The sequence below is a fragment of the Microbacterium sp. CFBP9034 genome, from assembly GCF_034045255.1.
Lineage (GTDB): Bacteria > Actinomycetota > Actinomycetes > Actinomycetales > Microbacteriaceae > Microbacterium.
In genome coordinates, this window is the sequence record NZ_JAXCWC010000002.1 from 666,657 (window position 1) to 681,872 (window position 15,216).

18 protein-coding genes are annotated in these 15,216 nt (G+C 71.2%); 10 read left to right on the forward strand and 8 right to left on the reverse strand.

What is annotated here, in order from left to right; all coding sequences use genetic code 11:
* Nucleotides 1-132: 132 nt before the first annotated feature.
* Nucleotides 133-720, reverse strand: coding sequence for a Dps family protein (locus SOM19_RS14305; RefSeq protein WP_320487270.1), 588 nt, complete (start codon nucleotides 718-720; stop codon nucleotides 133-135).
* A 168-nt stretch (nucleotides 721-888) separates the two neighbouring features.
* Here SOM19_RS14305 and SOM19_RS14310 point away from each other — a divergent pair, with 168 nt between their 5' ends.
* Nucleotides 889-1,452, forward strand: coding sequence for an NYN domain-containing protein (locus SOM19_RS14310; RefSeq protein ID WP_320487271.1), 564 nt, complete (start codon nucleotides 889-891; stop codon nucleotides 1,450-1,452).
* Nucleotides 1,453-1,463: 11 nt separating this feature from the next.
* On the opposite strand, the gene SOM19_RS14315 is transcribed toward SOM19_RS14310, so the two are convergent.
* Together SOM19_RS14315 and SOM19_RS14320 are read right to left on the reverse strand one after the other, a co-directional pair.
* On the reverse strand, nucleotides 1,464-2,597 hold the full coding sequence (locus SOM19_RS14315) for a sensor histidine kinase (protein ID WP_320487272.1): 1,134 nt from the start codon (nucleotides 2,595-2,597) through the stop codon (nucleotides 1,464-1,466).
* Entirely contained in the window at nucleotides 2,584-3,261 is a 678-nt protein-coding gene (locus tag SOM19_RS14320; RefSeq protein ID WP_320487273.1) for a response regulator transcription factor, read from the reverse strand. The genes SOM19_RS14315 and SOM19_RS14320 overlap by 14 nt, the downstream gene beginning before the upstream one ends.
* Before the next feature lie 87 nt (nucleotides 3,262-3,348).
* Between SOM19_RS14320 and SOM19_RS14325 the strand changes: the two genes are divergently transcribed.
* The 3 genes from SOM19_RS14325 to SOM19_RS14335 all read left to right on the forward strand — a co-directional run bounded on the left by SOM19_RS14325 (nucleotide 3,349) and on the right by SOM19_RS14335 (nucleotide 5,747).
* A complete protein-coding gene (locus SOM19_RS14325) occupies nucleotides 3,349-3,942 on the forward strand; it encodes a M15 family metallopeptidase (protein WP_320487274.1) in 594 nt (197 codons plus the stop codon).
* 44 nt (nucleotides 3,943-3,986) lie between these two features.
* Nucleotides 3,987-4,736 (forward strand): sulfurtransferase, encoded by a 750-nt coding sequence (locus tag SOM19_RS14330; protein ID WP_320487275.1) that lies wholly within the window; start codon nucleotides 3,987-3,989, stop codon nucleotides 4,734-4,736.
* A 78-nt stretch (nucleotides 4,737-4,814) separates the two neighbouring features.
* Entirely contained in the window at nucleotides 4,815-5,747 is a 933-nt protein-coding gene (locus SOM19_RS14335; protein ID WP_320487276.1) for an SDR family oxidoreductase, read from the forward strand.
* 17 nt (nucleotides 5,748-5,764) lie between these two features.
* Here SOM19_RS14335 and SOM19_RS14340 read toward each other — a convergent pair whose 3' ends face one another.
* Entirely contained in the window at nucleotides 5,765-6,712 is a 948-nt protein-coding gene (locus SOM19_RS14340; RefSeq protein WP_320487277.1) for a LysR family transcriptional regulator, read from the reverse strand.
* Nucleotides 6,713-6,798: 86 nt separating this feature from the next.
* Between SOM19_RS14340 and SOM19_RS14345 the strand changes: the two genes are divergently transcribed.
* Together SOM19_RS14345 and SOM19_RS14350 are read left to right on the forward strand one after the other, a co-directional pair.
* Nucleotides 6,799-7,470: a type 1 glutamine amidotransferase domain-containing protein gene (locus tag SOM19_RS14345; protein ID WP_320487278.1), complete on the forward strand. Its 672-nt coding sequence runs from the start codon at nucleotides 6,799-6,801 to the stop codon at nucleotides 7,468-7,470.
* 75 nt (nucleotides 7,471-7,545) lie between these two features.
* Nucleotides 7,546-8,991, forward strand: coding sequence for an amidase (locus SOM19_RS14350; RefSeq protein WP_320487279.1), 1,446 nt, complete (start codon nucleotides 7,546-7,548; stop codon nucleotides 8,989-8,991).
* A 17-nt stretch (nucleotides 8,992-9,008) separates the two neighbouring features.
* Here the strand turns inward: SOM19_RS14350 and SOM19_RS14355 are convergent, their stop codons facing one another.
* The 3 genes from SOM19_RS14355 to SOM19_RS14365 all read right to left on the reverse strand — a co-directional run bounded on the left by SOM19_RS14355 (nucleotide 9,009) and on the right by SOM19_RS14365 (nucleotide 11,009).
* Nucleotides 9,009-9,491 carry a hypothetical protein gene (locus SOM19_RS14355; protein ID WP_320487280.1) on the reverse strand — a complete coding sequence of 161 codons (483 nt, stop codon included), beginning with the start codon at nucleotides 9,489-9,491 and terminating at the stop codon, nucleotides 9,009-9,011.
* 135 nt (nucleotides 9,492-9,626) lie between these two features.
* Nucleotides 9,627-10,706 (reverse strand): DNA polymerase IV, encoded by a 1,080-nt coding sequence (locus SOM19_RS14360; protein ID WP_320487281.1) that lies wholly within the window; start codon nucleotides 10,704-10,706, stop codon nucleotides 9,627-9,629.
* 99 nt (nucleotides 10,707-10,805) lie between these two features.
* Nucleotides 10,806-11,009, reverse strand: a complete 204-nt coding sequence (locus tag SOM19_RS14365; protein ID WP_055967130.1) for a cold-shock protein — start codon at nucleotides 11,007-11,009, stop codon at nucleotides 10,806-10,808.
* Between the two features lie 155 nt (nucleotides 11,010-11,164).
* Between SOM19_RS14365 and SOM19_RS14370 the strand changes: the two genes are divergently transcribed.
* Together SOM19_RS14370 and SOM19_RS14375 are read left to right on the forward strand one after the other, a co-directional pair.
* Nucleotides 11,165-11,311, forward strand: coding sequence for a hypothetical protein (locus SOM19_RS14370; RefSeq protein ID WP_320487282.1), 147 nt, complete (start codon nucleotides 11,165-11,167; stop codon nucleotides 11,309-11,311).
* A gap of 263 nt (nucleotides 11,312-11,574) precedes the next feature.
* Complete coding sequence (locus SOM19_RS14375; protein ID WP_320487283.1) at nucleotides 11,575-12,189, forward strand: GyrI-like domain-containing protein; 615 nt, start codon at nucleotides 11,575-11,577, stop codon at nucleotides 12,187-12,189.
* Here SOM19_RS14375 and SOM19_RS14380 read toward each other — a convergent pair whose 3' ends face one another.
* Complete coding sequence (locus SOM19_RS14380) at nucleotides 12,190-12,645, reverse strand: SRPBCC family protein (RefSeq protein WP_320487284.1); 456 nt, start codon at nucleotides 12,643-12,645, stop codon at nucleotides 12,190-12,192.
* A 253-nt stretch (nucleotides 12,646-12,898) separates the two neighbouring features.
* On the opposite strand from SOM19_RS14380, the gene SOM19_RS14385 reads away from it, so the two are divergent.
* A complete protein-coding gene (locus SOM19_RS14385) occupies nucleotides 12,899-13,474 on the forward strand; it encodes a PadR family transcriptional regulator (RefSeq protein ID WP_320487285.1) in 576 nt (191 codons plus the stop codon).
* Between the two features lie 37 nt (nucleotides 13,475-13,511).
* Nucleotides 13,512-15,197 (forward strand): ABC1 kinase family protein, encoded by a 1,686-nt coding sequence (locus tag SOM19_RS14390; RefSeq protein ID WP_320487286.1) that lies wholly within the window; start codon nucleotides 13,512-13,514, stop codon nucleotides 15,195-15,197.
* Nucleotides 15,198-15,216: the final 19 nt, after the last annotated feature.

The following is a 15,216-nucleotide window of genomic DNA, read 5'->3' on the forward strand; positions in this document are numbered from 1 at the left end:
GACGGCTCGGAAGCGATGTTAGCGCTCACTATTGTGATTGCGCAACCATTCCTCACCGATGCGCTGCACCTCCGCCCGACATGGCGCTGCCCACCGTCCCGGAGAGAGGTGGGCAGCGTCGGGCGCCTGGGATCACCGCTTCGGTGTGCGGTTCTCCGCGCTCACCATCCACGAGAGCTGCTCCACACGCTCAAGGATGGCGTGGAGGATGTCGGCACTCGTGGGGTCTTCTTCGTCGACGTCGTCGTGGACGTCGCGGCAGGTCGTGGCGACGGCATCGAGTCGCTCGGTCATGAGGTCGACGACCTCCGTGGTGGCGATCTCACCCTGCGGGAACTCGGGCAGCGTCGTGGTCTGGGCCACCTGGTCGCTGCGCCCGTCGGGCAGCGCGTGCAGCGAGCGCATGCGCTCGGCCACGGTGTCGCCGAAGTCCCTCGCCGCCTCGATGATCTCGTCGAGCTGCTGGTGCGTGTCACGGAAGTTGCGGCCCACCACGTTCCAGTGCGCCTGCTTCCCCTGCAGCGACAGCTCGATCAGGTCCACGAGCACCTTCTGCAGGTTCTCGCTGAGCGACTCGGATGCCGTGAAGCCGCCTTCTGCGTTCTGCTCGTTCGTCAGTTCGGCGCCGGCGCCTCCTCGCGCGGTGCGCCGCTTGTTGCGCGGTGCGCTCTCGCCCGAGTTCGCCTTGGTGGTCGGCTTCTTAGCGGTGGTCGTGGCCATTGTCTTTCCCATCGTCGGAACGCTTCGACGTTAGCCACGCCGCGCGGTGTGTGCCCGGGGATTGCCTCGAGCGCGGGGGAGTGCTAACCGGCGCCCTGGCACACGCGGCTCCGACCGCGCCTAGGATCGATCGCGGGCGGCACTTCGCGCGTCCGGCGAGGAGGACGCGTGAGCGACGACGACGGCCGTACGACCTGGGTGCTGGTCGACGGCGAGAACATCGACGCCACGCTCGGCGGCTCGATCCTCGGCCGGCGACCCCAGCCCGACGAGCGGCCGCGGTGGGACCGGCTCCTCACCTTCGCCGCCCGCAAATGGAATCAGCACGCCGGCGGCCTGTTCTTCCTGAACGCGAGCACGGGCATTCCGATGGCCTTCGTCCAGGCGCTCAAGGCGATGGACTACCAGGTCATCCCGCTCTCCGGTGCACCGGACGAGAAGGTCGTCGACATCGCCATCCAGCGCACGCTGCGGGCGGTCCTGGGTCGCGCCGACGACGTGATGCTCGTCAGCCACGACGGCGACTTCCTCGACGATGTCTCGGCGCTCATCGACGGCGAGCGCCGGGTCGGGCTGCTGGCGTTCTCGGAGTTCCGCAACGCAGGGTTCGCGTCGATCGCCGGCCTCGAGCGCTTCGACCTCGAGTTCGACGCCCAGGTGTTCGACGCGCCGCTGCCGCGCGTGCGCGTGATCCCCATCGACGAGTTCGATCCGGCGGCCTTCCTCCGCTGACATCGGGGCCGTCACACGGTGACGGATGCCGGTCCCGGCAGGGTGACGCGCACCTGCAGCCCGCCCTCGGGGCGCGCCGAGACGTCGACGGCGCCGTCGTGCGCCCGCACGATCGACGACACGATCGCGAGTCCGAGCCCCGAGCCCTCGCCGCCTTCGTGCCGGGTGCGGCCGGCGCCCCGCACGAAGGGCTCGGTGAGCGTCGCCGCGACGGCGGGGTCGATGATCGGCCCGCTGTTCGCGATCAGGAGCACAGCGCGGCCGTCGGCGGCGACGGCGGTCGAGGCGAAGAGCCGCCCGCCGTCCACGTTGTGCGCCACCGCGTTCCGAGCGAGGTTCGCGGCGACCTGACCCAGCAGAGTGCGGTCGCCGATCGTGACCGCAGGCGCGAGCGACGTGTCGATCCGGATGCCGGAGGCCGCGGCATCCGTCATCACATCGTCGATCGCGTCGCGGACGACCGCCGCGAGATCCACCCGTTCGCGAGCGAGCCCGCCACCCCGGCCGACGCGGGCGAGCGCGAGCAGCGACTCGGTGATCGCGATCGCGCGGTCGTTGGTCGTGCCGATCCGCTGCAGCAGCACCTCGATGTCGCGGCCGCCGGGATCGGCCTGTCCCACCTCGACCATGGTGCGGATGATCGCCAGGGGAGTGCGCAGCTCGTGCGACGCATTGGCGGCGAAGCGGCGCTCCTCGTCGAGGGTGTGCTGCACGCGGACCAGCATGGCGTCGAACGCGTCGGCGAGGTCGGTGAGCTCGTCGCGCGGCCCCGGGAGATCGACACGGCGGTCGAGGGAGCCGTCGCGGGTCAGGCGGGCGACGTCGGTGATGCGTTGGAGCGGACGCAGGACGAACCCGGCGAGCAGCCACCCTCCCACGAGGCCGAGCACCACCAGCAGTCCGAGCGCCCACCACGCGTATTTGACGAAGACCTCGAGCAGGTCGGAGCGGTTCGGGGCGGCCGGGCCGCCGGGCACCTGCAGGTTGCCCTCGGGCACGTAGCGCAGCAGCAGGAAGCCGACCACGAACAGTGCGACACCGGCGATCACGAGGAACCCGGCGTAGCTCAGCGCGAGCTTGACCCGCACCGAAAGGCCGCGTGGCCGCCGGGCGGCACCGGGCCGGAGAGCATCAGGGGGCGGCATCCGGAGCCTCACTCGCGCGGTAGCCGACCCCGGCGACCGTCTCGATGACCCACGGCTCGCCGAGGCGCTTGCGCAGGCTGGAGATCGTGATGCGCACGGCATTGGTGAAGGGGTCGGCGTTCTCGTCCCAGGCGCGCTCGAGCAGGGCCTCGGCGCTGACGACGCCGCCGCGGGCGGACAGCAGCACCTCGAGCACGGCGAACTGCTTGCGGGTGAGTGCGATGTAGCGCCCGTCCCGGTACACCTCGCGGCGGAACGGATCCAGCCGGATGCCGCCGAACTCGAGGATCGGCGGCCGACCCGCCGCCGATCGCCGGCCCAGGGCGCGCAGGCGCAGCACGAGCTCGCGCAGCGCGAAGGGCTTGGTGAGATAGTCGTCGGCGCCGCTCTCGAAGCCCGTCGCCTTGTCGTCCAGGCGGTCGGCAGCAGTGAGCATCAGCACCCGCGGCCCGGTGGGCGTGGCGGCGAGCTGTCGTGCGATCTCGTCACCGTTCGGGCCGGGGATGTCGCGGTCGAGCACGACGACGTCGTACTCGTTCACCGCCAGCTGCTCGAGCGCGGTGTCGCCGTCTCCCGCGATGTCCGCGGCGATCGCCTCGAGTCGCAGGCCGTCGCGGATCGCCTCGGCGAGGTAGAGCTCGTCCTCGACGATCAGCACACGCATGCCGTCAGCCTAGGTCGGCGGGCATATCGCGGGTGTATCCGATTCCCGATACTCCCTCGCAACACGCGCCCGCGTGGAATCGGGATCATGACCGTCTTCCCCGCCTCACCCGCCGACCCGTCGCCGCCCCGCGCGCGGGCGTCCTTCCTCGCCGCCGGGGTGTTCGCGGCGGCCGCCGTGGCAGTGATCGCCGCTGTCGTCGTGTCGCTGTGGAGCCCGATGCGCGCCCTCTCGGCCCCCTTCGTCCCCACCGAGGCGAGCGGGCACCTCGCCGAGTCGGTCGCGCTCGGCGACGACGACCTGCCGGCCATCGCGAAGCTGAACCCCTCGCTCCGCGCCGCGATGGCCGACGCCGCCGAGGCCGCAGCCGCAGAGGGAGTGGCGTTCGAGGTGACGAGCGGCTGGCGCAGCCGGGACTACCAGCAGTGGCTGCTCGATGACGCGATCGTCACCTACGGCAGCGAGGAGGTCGCTCGTCGGTTCGTCGCCACCCCTGATCGATCGAGCCACGTCACCGGGAACGCGGTCGACATCGGCCCGCTCGACGCGCAGCTCTGGCTCATCGCGCACGGCGCGCAGTGGGGGGTGTGCCAGATCTACGCCAACGAGCGGTGGCATTTCGAGAAGGCGACGGATGCCGGAGGCACCTGCCCCGCGCTCCGCGCGGACGCCGCGGGCTGACCCGCCGGGAGCTCGCCCAGCGAGTCGATCGTAGGCTTGTCGCCGTGGCATCCGTCCTGAACATCTCCGCGTACCTCTTCACGCGGATCGACGACCGCGAGACCCTGCGCCCCGTCCTGCGGCAACGCGCGGCCGAGCGGGGACTCAAGGGCACCATCCTGCTGGCGGAGGAGGGCATCAATCTGTTCCTCGCGGGCGATCCGAGCGACCTGCGGGCCTTTGTGGCGGAGCTTCGCCGCGACGTCCGCTTCGCCCCGCTGTCGACCAAGGAGAGCTGGTCGAGCACTCCGCCGTTCCGGAAGCTGCTCGTCCGACTCAAGCGCGAGATCATCCGCATGGACCACCCGACGATCCGGCCCGAGGCCGGACGGGCGCCCGGCGTCGCTCCCGCCACCCTGCGCCGGTGGCTCGACCAGGGTCACGACGACTCGGGACGAGACGTCGTGCTGCTCGACACCCGCAACGCGTTCGAGGTGGACTACGGCACGTTCACCGGGGCGGTCGACTGGCGCATCGAGCGGTTCACGCAGTTCCCCGGCGCCGCGGCCGCCCATCGGGACGATCTCGCGGGCAAGACCGTGGTCAGCTTCTGCACCGGCGGCATCCGGTGCGAGAAGGCTGCGATCCACCTGCGGGAGTCCGGCGTGGAGGCAGTGCAGCTCGACGGCGGGATCCTCGGGTATTTCGAGGAGGTCGGCGGCGCGCACTGGAACGGCGACTGCTTCGTGTTCGACGAGCGCGAGGCACTGACCCCCGCTCTGACTCCCCGGTCGCCGGCCCCGGCGGCGATCTAGGAGCGCTGGCGCGTATCACCCGCGCGGGTGCAGACTCTCCCGTGCGGGGAGGGCCGTGCTCCCGAAGGGAGGCGCTCCATGTCGCGCACACTGCCGGATCCCGTTCCCCTGCCCGACCTCGCTGGCAGGACGGCACTGGTGACCGGTGCGAGCGACGGCGTCGGGGTCGAGATCGCACGAGGCCTCGCCGGCGCGGGAGCCCACGTGCTTCTCCCGGTCCGCGACCGGGCCAAGGGCGAGCGCGCGGCCGACCGGATCCGAGCGACCGTCCCGCAGGCGGAGCTGGCGCTGCGCGACCTGGATCTCGCGAGCCTGACATCCGTCCGGACGCTCGCCGAGGAGCTCACCCGATCGGCGGAGCCGCTCGACCTCGTCGTTCTGAATGCCGGGATCGTGCTGCTCGGCGACCCTCGGCGGCATGTCACCGACGACGGGTTCGAGCTTCACTTCCAGACGAACTTCCTCGGCCACGCCGCGCTCGTCCTCCGGCTTCTCCCGCTGCTGCAGGCTCGGGCCGCGCGCATCGTGCTGCAATGCAGTCTCGCCGCCGGGCGGTTCTCGCTCGACTGGCAGGACCTGCAGAGCGTGCACCGGTACAGCCCGCTGCGCGCGTACGGCATGTCGAAGGTCGCCCTCGGCACCTTCGGGTACGAGCTGGCGCGCCGCTCGGCGGCGGAGAGCTGGCGGCTCGGCGTGAACCTCTGCCACCCGGGCGTCGTCCCCGACACCGGCATGGCACCGGCGCTGCGGGCGCGACGCTCCGACGGCCCCGCCGCCGACATCGCACGCCGCCTGGGCGCGACCGCGGAGCAGGCCGCGCAGTCCGCCCTCCTTGCCGCGGTGACGGATGCCCCGTCCCCCGGCTTCTACGGGCCCTCCGGCGTGCTTCACATGGGCGGACCGGCCGGGCCGCAGCGACCCTATCGACGCCTCATGGGAAGGACAGCGGGGGAGTGGGTCTGGCGTCTCGCCGAGGATGCGCTCGTGACCAGCGACGAGCCGGCGTCCTGACCAGGGCTTCGCGCCGGTCAGGTGCCCGTTCCCGAGACCGTCGCAGCGACGCGTCCGGCGAGGAGGGCTGCGACGCGTTCCACGTGAGGGCGCGGCGCGCCGCCCGAGCGGCGCACGAGGAACAGGGTGTTGCGGGGAGGATCGTCCGTCGGCCGCAGCACGACGAGGGATCCCGCTGCGAGCGCGCCGCGGCACAGGTACTCGGGCAGCACCGTCACGCCGGCCCCCGCGATGGCGGCGTGACGGAGAGCGCGCAGGTCGGGAAGTGTCAGAGCGGGCTCGCGTTCCAGGCGTACGCCGAAGACATGGCGCCAGAACCGGCGCAGCACCGGCACATCGTGCGCGTACGACAGCAGCGGCACGCCTTCGAGGGGCAGCGCACCGGCGTCGGCCAGCCGCTCCGGCGAGAGACCGGCGGCATCCGCCAGGGCGGGCGCCGCGACCAGCACGAAGGTCTCGTCGACCAGAGGCGTGGCGATCACCGCGCGACCGCGGGGCCGCTCGGACGCGATCGCCAGGTCCAGCGTCCCCGCCCGCAGGCCATCGGTCAGAATGCTGGTGGTCCCGGAGACCGCCTGCACCCTCACCCCGTCGGCGACGAGGGGCGCCAGGGCAGGGGCGACGACCTCGCCCAGCAGCTCCGCCGGTGCGCCGAGCCGCACGGGCGGGTGGACGAGTCGGCCGGCCGGATCCGCACCGGCGAGTGCCGCCGCGAGCGCATCGAAGGGGCCCGCGAGCTGTGCGGCCAGTGCGCCGGCACGAGGAGTCGGCGCGACGCCGCGCGCTCCCCGTACGAACAGCCTCTCGCCGACGATGCGCTCGAGCGCCTGCAGCTGCCCCGAGACCGCGGGCTGCGTGAGCCCCAGGGTACGAGCGGCGGCGGAGAGCGATCCGGAGGCGTGCACGGCGAGGAAGGTGCGCCAGAGCGGCAGGTGCGCCAGTCCATCAGGATCGTTATGGCTCATATCACGAAGCTATCGGAAGGCTGGGGAGGTGGCATCCGTTCTCCTCAGTGCCGGCCATCCGGGCGGCACCCCACGAAGGAGTCACCATGTCCACAGTCCTCTTCGTCGTCTCGGCGGCACGCACCTGGACGCTGTCCGACGGCAGTGCGCATCCCACCGGCTACTGGGCCGAAGAGCTGCTCGTGCCGCATCGGCTGCTCACCGCCGCCGGTCACGACGTGATCATCGCGACGCCCGGCGGCGTCGCGCCCGTCGCCGACGAGGGCTCGATCGGCGACGACGACGCCCTTCGCGAGGCTCTCGCTCTGGTCCCCGGGATCACTGCGCCGCGGGTGCTCGCGGACGTCGACCTCGCCGACTATGACGCGGTGTTCTATCCGGGCGGTCACGGCCCCATGCAGGACCTCGCGCACGATGAGGCCTCGGGCGCGCTGATCGTGCGGGCGCTCGACGCCGGACTGCCCCTGGCGCTCGTCTGCCACGGTCTCGCCGCGCTGCTCGCGGCCACGCGAGCAGACGGGTCCCTCGCCGCCGCGGGTCGCACGGTGACCGCATTCACCGACGCAGAAGAGGTGCAGGGCGGCCTGGCCGACCGCGCACCGTGGCTGCTCGAGTCGACCCTGCGCGCGCGTGGCGTGATCGTCGACTCCGCGGAGCCGTGGGCGGACCACGTCGTCGCGGACGGCGATCTGCTGAGCGGGCAGAATCCGCAGTCCTCGTCATCGGTCGCGCGGGCGCTGCTCGCTCGGCTGGCCTGACGTCGTGCGGGCGCGGCGGGTCCCGCCGCGCCCGCGTCGAGCCCGCGGGCGGACCTGCAGTGCGAGAGTGGGGGAGTGAGTGAACCGGATGCCCTCTCCCAGGAGCCCCAGCCTCACATGCCGATCCGCGAGATGGCCGCACGGATCCGTGACGGTCGCACGACCGCCGCCGAGGTCGTCGACGCGCACCTGGCCCGCGTCGACGTCGCGAACTCGCGGCTGAACGCGCTCACGGTGGTCTTCGCCGACCGCGCTCGCCGCGCCGCGGACGACGTCGATCGCGCCGTCGCCGCCGGCGTCGACCCAGGCCCACTCGCCGGGGTGCCCTTCTCGGTCAAGGAGAGCATCGACCTCACGTGGTCGGCCACGACGCAGGGCTGGCGCGGGCTCGCAGACGCTGTGCCGGCAGCCGATGCAACCGTAGTCCGCCGCCTGCGCGAGGCGGGAGCGATCCCCCTCGGCCGCGGGAACATGCCCGACTTCGGCATGCGCTGGGACACCGACAACGACCTCTTCGGCCGCACCCTCAACCCGTGGAACCCCGAGCGCACGGCCTCCGGATCGAGCGGGGGCGACGCCGTCGCGGTCGCCACGGGGATGGCGTCGCTCGGACTCGGCAACGACTTCGGCGGCTCGATCCGCCTGCCGGCAGCGGCCGTCGGTATCGCAGGGCTCCGGCCCTCCTTCGGCCGCGTCCCCCGCTCGGCCGCGCGTGACGCAGGCGCCGCGCTCACGCTGCAGCAGTTCTCGGTCAACGGGCCCCTCGCCCGCACCGTCGACGACCTCACCCTCGCGCTCCAGGTGCTGGAGGGTCCGGACCCCTCGGACGCCGTCTCCCTCGGCCTCGCTCCCTTCGACTCGGATGCCGCGCCCCGCCGCGTCGGCGTCACCCGGGATCCGCTCGGCTGGGGCGTCGACGACGATGTCCGCGCCGGGGTCGACCGCGCGGCCCAGTCGCTCGCGGACGCGGGCTGGGAGCTCGTCGACCTGGAACCGCCTCTGCTCGAGGAGGCTGCCGTGCTGTGGCGTCGGCTCGCCTGCACCGACATGCTGCTCACGCTCGACCCCGCTCTGCTTCCGGAGCCGCTCGGTCGCTCGGCGACGGCGTTCCTGCGCGACAGCACGGCGGCGGCGCGCCCGTACGAGTCCGCGCGCGACTACGCCGCGGCGTGGGCGCGCCGGGCCGTCATCGCCGCCGAGTGGCGCCGGCTGCAGGTCGACGTGCCGGTGATCCTCGGCCCGGTGTCGACGCGCCGGACGCCCGGACTCGACTTCGACCTCGGGGGACAGGATGCCGCGACCGCCGCCTGGCGCGACCTGCGGCTGGTCGTCGCGGCGAACTTCCTCGGACTGCCCGCGGTCTCGGTGCCGGTCGGCCTCGATCGCGACGGAATGCCCATCGGAGTGCAGCTCATCGCGCGCGGGGGCGCCGACGAGCTCGCCCTTCGCGCGGCGCGCGAGGTGGAGCAGACGCCGTCCTTCCCCCCCGAGCGGCCACCGCACGGTCAGAGTGACGGGTAGGCCGTGAAGGCTGCGTCTCACAGCATCGCGAACGAAATGAGCCCCACCACGATCGAGATGAGCCAGCCCGAGACCGAGATGATCAGGGCGGCGACGCCGAAGCCGCCCCCGACGTGCTTCCTGCTGATCAGGGCGATCAGCGACAGGACGAACGCGGTGAGCAGCAAAATGCCCGAGAAGAAGGCGATGATCGGGATGAGCGCCATCGCCGCGCCGACGACGGCCAGCGTGAATGCGAGAACGCCGAGCTGCTTCGTGGGAGAGCCGGAGGCCGTCGATGCCGTGCCGGCCGCGGGGGGCGAGGCGTGGATCCGCGCGATGCCGAGGTCGCGCGCCGTCTCGTGAAGCAGCGCGGTGTCATAGGGCCTGGCCGCGCCGCGGGGGTGCGCCGTTCCGTAGGGCTGGGCGTCGGTCTGCGAGCCGCTGGAGGGTGCCGAGGCGACGGATCCTGCGCCCGTCGAAGGACCGTAAGGGCCGCCGGGCGGGGTGGAGTCGGTCATCGGTTCCTCGGGTTTCCTGAGCAGACGCGGAGTACGTGCGAAGCCCCGCCGCCAAATGTACAGACCGCGGCCCCATGCGTGTGCCGGCGGTCCACAGGCTGACCCGGCGGAACACGGCGAGCGGGTGCGGCGCGGCTACCAGCCGCTCCGCGTGGGCGTGTGGCCCTCGCGGGCGTCGTCCGGCATCTGCATCTCGGCCCGCACCCCGAGGAGCCGAAGGGGCCGGTCGGGCTCGATCCTGTCGACCAGCTTCATCGTCTCCGCGATGACCACCTCGCGATCGAACGTCGCCGCGACCTTGTGCACGAAGGTCTTCGTCAGGAACGGCGCGTAGCGCACCTTGAGTCCGACGCCGACGACGGGCCGCCCCTCGGCCACGATGTCCTTCAGCACCTGCTCGAGGAGGTCGAGCGCCGCGCCCTCGATCTCGGAGCGGTCGACCAGGTCCTGCTGGAAGGTCGTCTCCCGTCCGTGTCCGCGCGCGACCCAAGGCGTGTCGTCGACGACCGCCGAGCCGTCGCCGCGGCCCAGCTGCCGATACCAGGGCCCCATCTTCGGTCCGAACTCCGCGGCGAGGAGCGCCTCGTCTGCCCGGGCGAGCTCCTCGACGGTGCGAATGCCGTGCGCCTGGAGTCGCTGGGAGATCTTCGCCCCCACGCCCCACAGCTCCCTCGTGGCGCGCGGACCCATCACCTCGAGCCAGTTCTCGACGGTGAGGCGGAACGTGCCCCGCGGCTTGCCGAAGTCCGTCGCGTTCTTCGCGCGCACCAGGGTGTCGCCGATCCCGACGCTGCAATGCAGTTCGGTGCGCTCGAGGACGGCCTCCTGCACCCGCTGCGCGTAGGCCTCGGGATCATCCGTCCGGATGCCGAGGAACGCCTCGTCCCACCCGAGCACCTGGACGACGGCGCCGGGCTGCGCGCGCAGGGTCGCCATGACCTCGTCCGATGCCGCGGTGTACGCCGGGGCGTCGACCGGGAGGATGATCGCATCCGGTGCCTTGCGGGCGGCGATGCGCAGCGGCATCCCGGACCCGACGCCGAAGGCCCGCGCCTCGTAGGACGCCGTCGAGACGACAGCTCGCTCGGTGGGATCGCCGCGACCTCCGACGATCACCGGCTTCCCGGCGAGTTCGGGCCGCCGGAGCACCTCGACGGCGGCGATGAACTGGTCGAGGTCGACGTGCAGCACCCACGGAGTGGCGGCGTCGGTCATGAGATCAGTGTGGCGTCAACCTCCGACGAGGGCGAGAGGCCGCCGCCGGGGTACACGAAAGCCGGGCCGACCGAAGTCGACCCGGCTCACGAGAGTGGATCAGAGCGGCCGGATGTTCGCGGCCTGCATGCCCTTCGGGCCACGCTCCGCCTCGAACTCGACCTTCTGGTCTTCGCGGAGCTCCTTGTAGCCTTCGCCGGTGATCGCGCTGAAGTGCGCGAAGAGGTCGGCGCCCCCGTCATCGGGAGCGATGAAGCCGAAGCCCTTTTCGGAGTTGAACCATTTCACGGTGCCAGTGGCCATCGTGTCTTTCCTTCTTCTTTGCGGGCCGCGTAAGCGACCGGGGTGCCGCGCCAACGTGTGCGGAGCGGACGTGTGTGGATCGTACCGCGTGCAGGGTGCGGAGCGATACGTGTAAGGGATGCCGTGACCGCACTGTGAGCGAGTTCACGGGAGATGTGCAGTCCGAGATCCTCGCCGAGAGGGCCGTGGGCCTCGACGCCGAGGGGCGTGACAGCGACGAATCCGGCGTATTCGCCGGCGTGGAGCGCGACGAACACATCGTCGTCAGCCTGACGCCAGTCGAGGGTCGATCGGGACGGTGATGCGGAGTGTGAAACGGAAGTCAAAAGTGCTTTCAAGAGGCGGAGTCGCATCGAAGGCGACGCATCCGCAGAAATTCTGGGGGACGAATGAACGTCCGTGTTATGTGAGGCGACCGTACGGCTGCTTCCACTGTGAAGCAGAAAGGGGTCGCGCTGGCCCGAACGGGCTACACCCAACATAGCACGCTCCGCCGGGCGGCGGCTCAGCGTGCCACGGGAACTCTACCCTGGGGGTGTCCGCCGCCGTCCGAAGGAGAGGCCACGTGTCGAAGATCGACCTCAAGAAGGAACTGCGCTCATACGCCGCGAAGAGCGGGGTGTTCGAGGTCGTCGATGTGCCGCCGCTGCGATACCTGATGATCGACGGCCACGGCGACCCGAACACCGCGGAGTACGCCGACGCCGTCTCGACGATCTTCGCGGTGGCCTACAAGCTCAAGTTCGTGAGCAAGCGGGAGGCGGATCGCGACTACGTGGTCATGCCGCTCGAGGCGCTGTGGTGGGCCGACGACATGGCGAGCTTCACGACCGACCGCGACAAGGCGCAGTGGGAGTGGACCGCTCTGAACCTCGTGCCGGACTGGATCACCGACGCGCACCTCGACGCTGCGCTCGCGGGCGCTTCGAAGAGCGGCGCCCCCGCCGTCGCCCGAGTCCGACTCGAGACGTACGACGAGGGGCGCTGCGCGCAGACACTGCACGTCGGATCGTTCGACGACGAGGGGCCGGTTCTCGACGAGCTGCACCATCGCTTCATCCCTGCGGAGGGGCTGATGATGACGGGCAGGCATCACGAGATCTACCTGAGCGACTTCCGTCGCACCGACCCGTCGAAACTGAGGACGATCCTGCGGCAGCCCGTCGCCGACGATCGCTGATCAGCGCGGGACGTCGCCCCGCCAGGCGCCGGTCTCGGTGCCGGCCTTCTCGATGAACTCCTTGAAGTTCTTCAGATCCTTCTTGACGGCGTGGGTGCCCGCGCCGACGATCGAGCCGAGCTTCTCGATGGCATCGGACGGCTCCCAGTCGATCTGCACCGTCACGCGGGACGTGGTGTCGTCGAGCTTGTGGAATGTCACCACGCCGGCGTGCGCGGTGTCGCCACCGAGACTCCGCCACGCGACGCGCTCGTCGGGGTGCTGCTCAGTGATCTCGGCGTCGAACTCGCGCTCGAACGGGCCGACCTTGACCTTCCAGTGGGTGTGGGTGTCGTCGAGCTGGGTGATCGACTCCACCTCGTCGAGAAAGTGCGGGAAGCTCTCGAACTGCGTCCACTGGTTGTAGGCGGTCGTCACGTCCACGTCCACGTCGATGCTCTCGATGATCTGGGCCATCGCCTGTCTCCTTCGCTCCGGGGCCGCTCACCTGTCGTCCGGCGCGGGACCGGGGGTGACGCGACCCTTCCACTCTGCGATACGGGACCCCGGCGCGCACCCCCTTGACCCCGGCGTCGACCGGCGATATGACCCGGTGGCGTGCCTGAAAGTGCGGTGTGAGTTCGGCGCCAGGGGTCGACCTCCGGCGTCGTGAACGATATATCGGTATATATCGTCCGATCTCGGATGCCACATCCTCGAGGAGGTCATCATGAACGGTTCGTTCGACGAGAGCGCATTCGGCTCACGCAGCAGGGGTCCCGCCGGAGGCGGACTCGGCGGAGGTCTGTGGGAGGCCATGGACCAGCTCCGCGACATGTTCGACAAGGGCCTCACCGGCGGCCCTCGCATGGGGCGCGGCGACGTGCGCGCCTCCGTGCTGGCGATCCTCGCGGAGCAGCCGATGCACGGGTACCAGATCATCCACGAGATCGAGGAGCGCAGCGGGGGCACGTGGAAGCCGAGCCCCGGCTCGGTGTACCCGACGCTGCAGCTCCTCGCCGACGAGGGCCTCATCACGGCCGAGGAGGCAGGCGGGAAGAAGACCTACTCCCTGACCGACGCCGGCCGTGCCGAGGTCGACGCCGCCGGCGGCCGCTCGGCGCCCTGGGAGACGCCCGGCATGAAGGACGCAGCGCGGTCAACGGCGCTGCCGAAGGCCGGGGCCAAGCTGGCGCAGGCAGCCGCCCAGGTCGGCACGAGCGGAACACCGGAGCAGGTGAAAGAGGCGGTGGCAGTGCTCGACGAGGCTCGTCGTAAGCTCTACTCGATCCTCGCCCAGGGCTGACCGGATGCCGCCGGAACGTCGGCGTCAAGGAGACTCGATGACCGACGCCGGGAGTTCGCGCGCCCGCTATCGCCGGATCCTGCGGTTCGCCGCCCGCTACATGGCTCAGGCGTGGTGGTACGAGCTGTTCCTGCCGCGGATCGGCCTCGGCCGATTCGCGGCGCGCGGTCGCGGCGCGCGCTTCCAGCGCATCGCGCGGAACTTCCACACGCTCGCGGTGTCGCTCGGCGGGCTGATGATCAAGGTCGGCCAGTTCATGTCATCGAGGCTCGACGTGCTCCCTCCCGAGATCACCCGAGAGCTCGAGGGACTGCAGGACGAGGTGCCCCCGGTCGAGTTCGCCGCGATCCGCGCGCTCGCAGAGGCCGAGCTGGGACTTCCGTTCGAGCGCGCGTTCTCGTGGGTGGACCCGACGCCTGTGGCTGCCGCATCCCTCGGTCAGGCGCACCGGGCACGGCTGACGCCGTCTGATGCCGTCGACACGGGGTTCACCGACGTGGTGATCAAGATCCAGCGACCGGGGATCGACGAGATCGTCGACGTCGACCTCGCGGCACTTCGGAAGGTCGCGGGCTGGCTGACCCGCGTGCGGGTCGTGCGCGATCACGTCGATCTGCCCGGTCTCGTCGAGGAGTTCGCGCACACCAGCCGCGAGGAGATCGACTACCTCCACGAGGCGCGCAACGCCGAGCGGTTCGCCGAGGACTTCGCCGGCGATCCGCGCGTGGGCGTGCCCGAGATCGCGTGGGAGCGCACGACGCGGCGCGTGCTGACGCTGGCCGACGTGACCGCGATCAAGATCAACGACGTCGACGCCTTGCGCGCCGCCGGGATCGACCCGTCGGAGGTCGCCGCCGAGTTCGCGACGGTCATGTTCGACCAGCTCTTCGCGCATGGCTACTTCCACGCAGATCCGCATCCCGGGAACATCTTCGTCACGCCGACCGCGCCGGCGGTGGAGGGCGGCCGGGAGTGGCGACTGACCTTCATCGACTTCGGGATGATGGGCGAGGTCCCCGACAGGCTGCGCCGAGACCTGCAGCAGCTGATGATCGCGGTGGCCGGCCGCAACGGACGACAGCTGGTCGACAGCATCCGCGACGTGGGGGTTCTCCTCCCGTCGGCGGACACGGCCGAGCTCGAACGGGCGATGACCGCGCTCTTCGACCGGTTCGGCGGAATGGGCTTCGCCGAGCTCCAGAAGGTCGACGAGCGCGAGCTGCGCGACTTCGCGATGGAGTTCGGCGATGTGATGCGCGCGCTGCCGTTCCAGCTGCCGGAGAACTTCCTGCTGATCATCCGGGCCGTCTCGCTGACCTCGGGCATGTGCAGCTCGCTCGATCCCGACTTCAACATCTGGAGTGCGATCGAGCCCTACGCCGCCCGCCTGCTTCGCGACGAGCGTGGCGGCATCGCGCGGTCGTTCGGGCGCGAAGCGGTCTCCGTCGCCGGCATCGCTGCGCGGCTGCCCCGGCGCATCGACGACCTCGCCACGCGGCTGGAGAACGGCCGGCTCGCCGTCGACACTCCGCGGCTCGACCAGCGGCTGCGGGGGCTCGAGCGTCTGGCACGGCGCATCCTCGCGGCGGTCCTCTTCGCCGGGCTGCTCATCGGGGGAGTGCTGCTGCGCGCGGACGACGCCGTGCTCGGCACGGTGATGATGGTCTCGTCGGCGGTGCCGCTGCTCTACGCACTGTTCGCGGGCGTCGGTCGGCGCCGGTAGACGAGCTCGGCGCCGGCGT

Excerpts from the sequence above, each read along its gene's own strand:
- SOM19_RS14305 (WP_320487270.1), bottom strand. The coding sequence starts at position 720 with ATGGCCACGACCACCGCTAAGAAGCCGACCACCAAGGCGAACTCGGGC.
- SOM19_RS14315 (WP_320487272.1), bottom strand. The coding sequence starts at position 2,597 with ATGCCGCCCCCTGATGCTCTCCGGCCCGGTGCCGCCCGGCGGCCACGC.
- SOM19_RS14320 (WP_320487273.1), bottom strand. The coding sequence starts at position 3,261 with ATGCGTGTGCTGATCGTCGAGGACGAGCTCTACCTCGCCGAGGCGATC.
- SOM19_RS14325 (WP_320487274.1), top strand. The coding sequence starts at position 3,349 with ATGACCGTCTTCCCCGCCTCACCCGCCGACCCGTCGCCGCCCCGCGCG.
- SOM19_RS14335 (WP_320487276.1), top strand. The coding sequence starts at position 4,815 with ATGTCGCGCACACTGCCGGATCCCGTTCCCCTGCCCGACCTCGCTGGC.
- SOM19_RS14340 (WP_320487277.1), bottom strand. The coding sequence starts at position 6,712 with ATGAGCCATAACGATCCTGATGGACTGGCGCACCTGCCGCTCTGGCGC.
- SOM19_RS14345 (WP_320487278.1), top strand. The coding sequence starts at position 6,799 with ATGTCCACAGTCCTCTTCGTCGTCTCGGCGGCACGCACCTGGACGCTG.
- SOM19_RS14355 (WP_320487280.1), bottom strand. The coding sequence starts at position 9,491 with ATGACCGACTCCACCCCGCCCGGCGGCCCTTACGGTCCTTCGACGGGC.
- SOM19_RS14360 (WP_320487281.1), bottom strand. The coding sequence starts at position 10,706 with ATGACCGACGCCGCCACTCCGTGGGTGCTGCACGTCGACCTCGACCAG.
- SOM19_RS14365 (WP_055967130.1), bottom strand. The coding sequence starts at position 11,009 with ATGGCCACTGGCACCGTGAAATGGTTCAACTCCGAAAAGGGCTTCGGC.
- SOM19_RS14380 (WP_320487284.1), bottom strand. The coding sequence starts at position 12,645 with ATGGCCCAGATCATCGAGAGCATCGACGTGGACGTGGACGTGACGACC.
- SOM19_RS14385 (WP_320487285.1), top strand. The coding sequence starts at position 12,899 with ATGAACGGTTCGTTCGACGAGAGCGCATTCGGCTCACGCAGCAGGGGT.
- SOM19_RS14390 (WP_320487286.1), top strand. The coding sequence starts at position 13,512 with ATGACCGACGCCGGGAGTTCGCGCGCCCGCTATCGCCGGATCCTGCGG.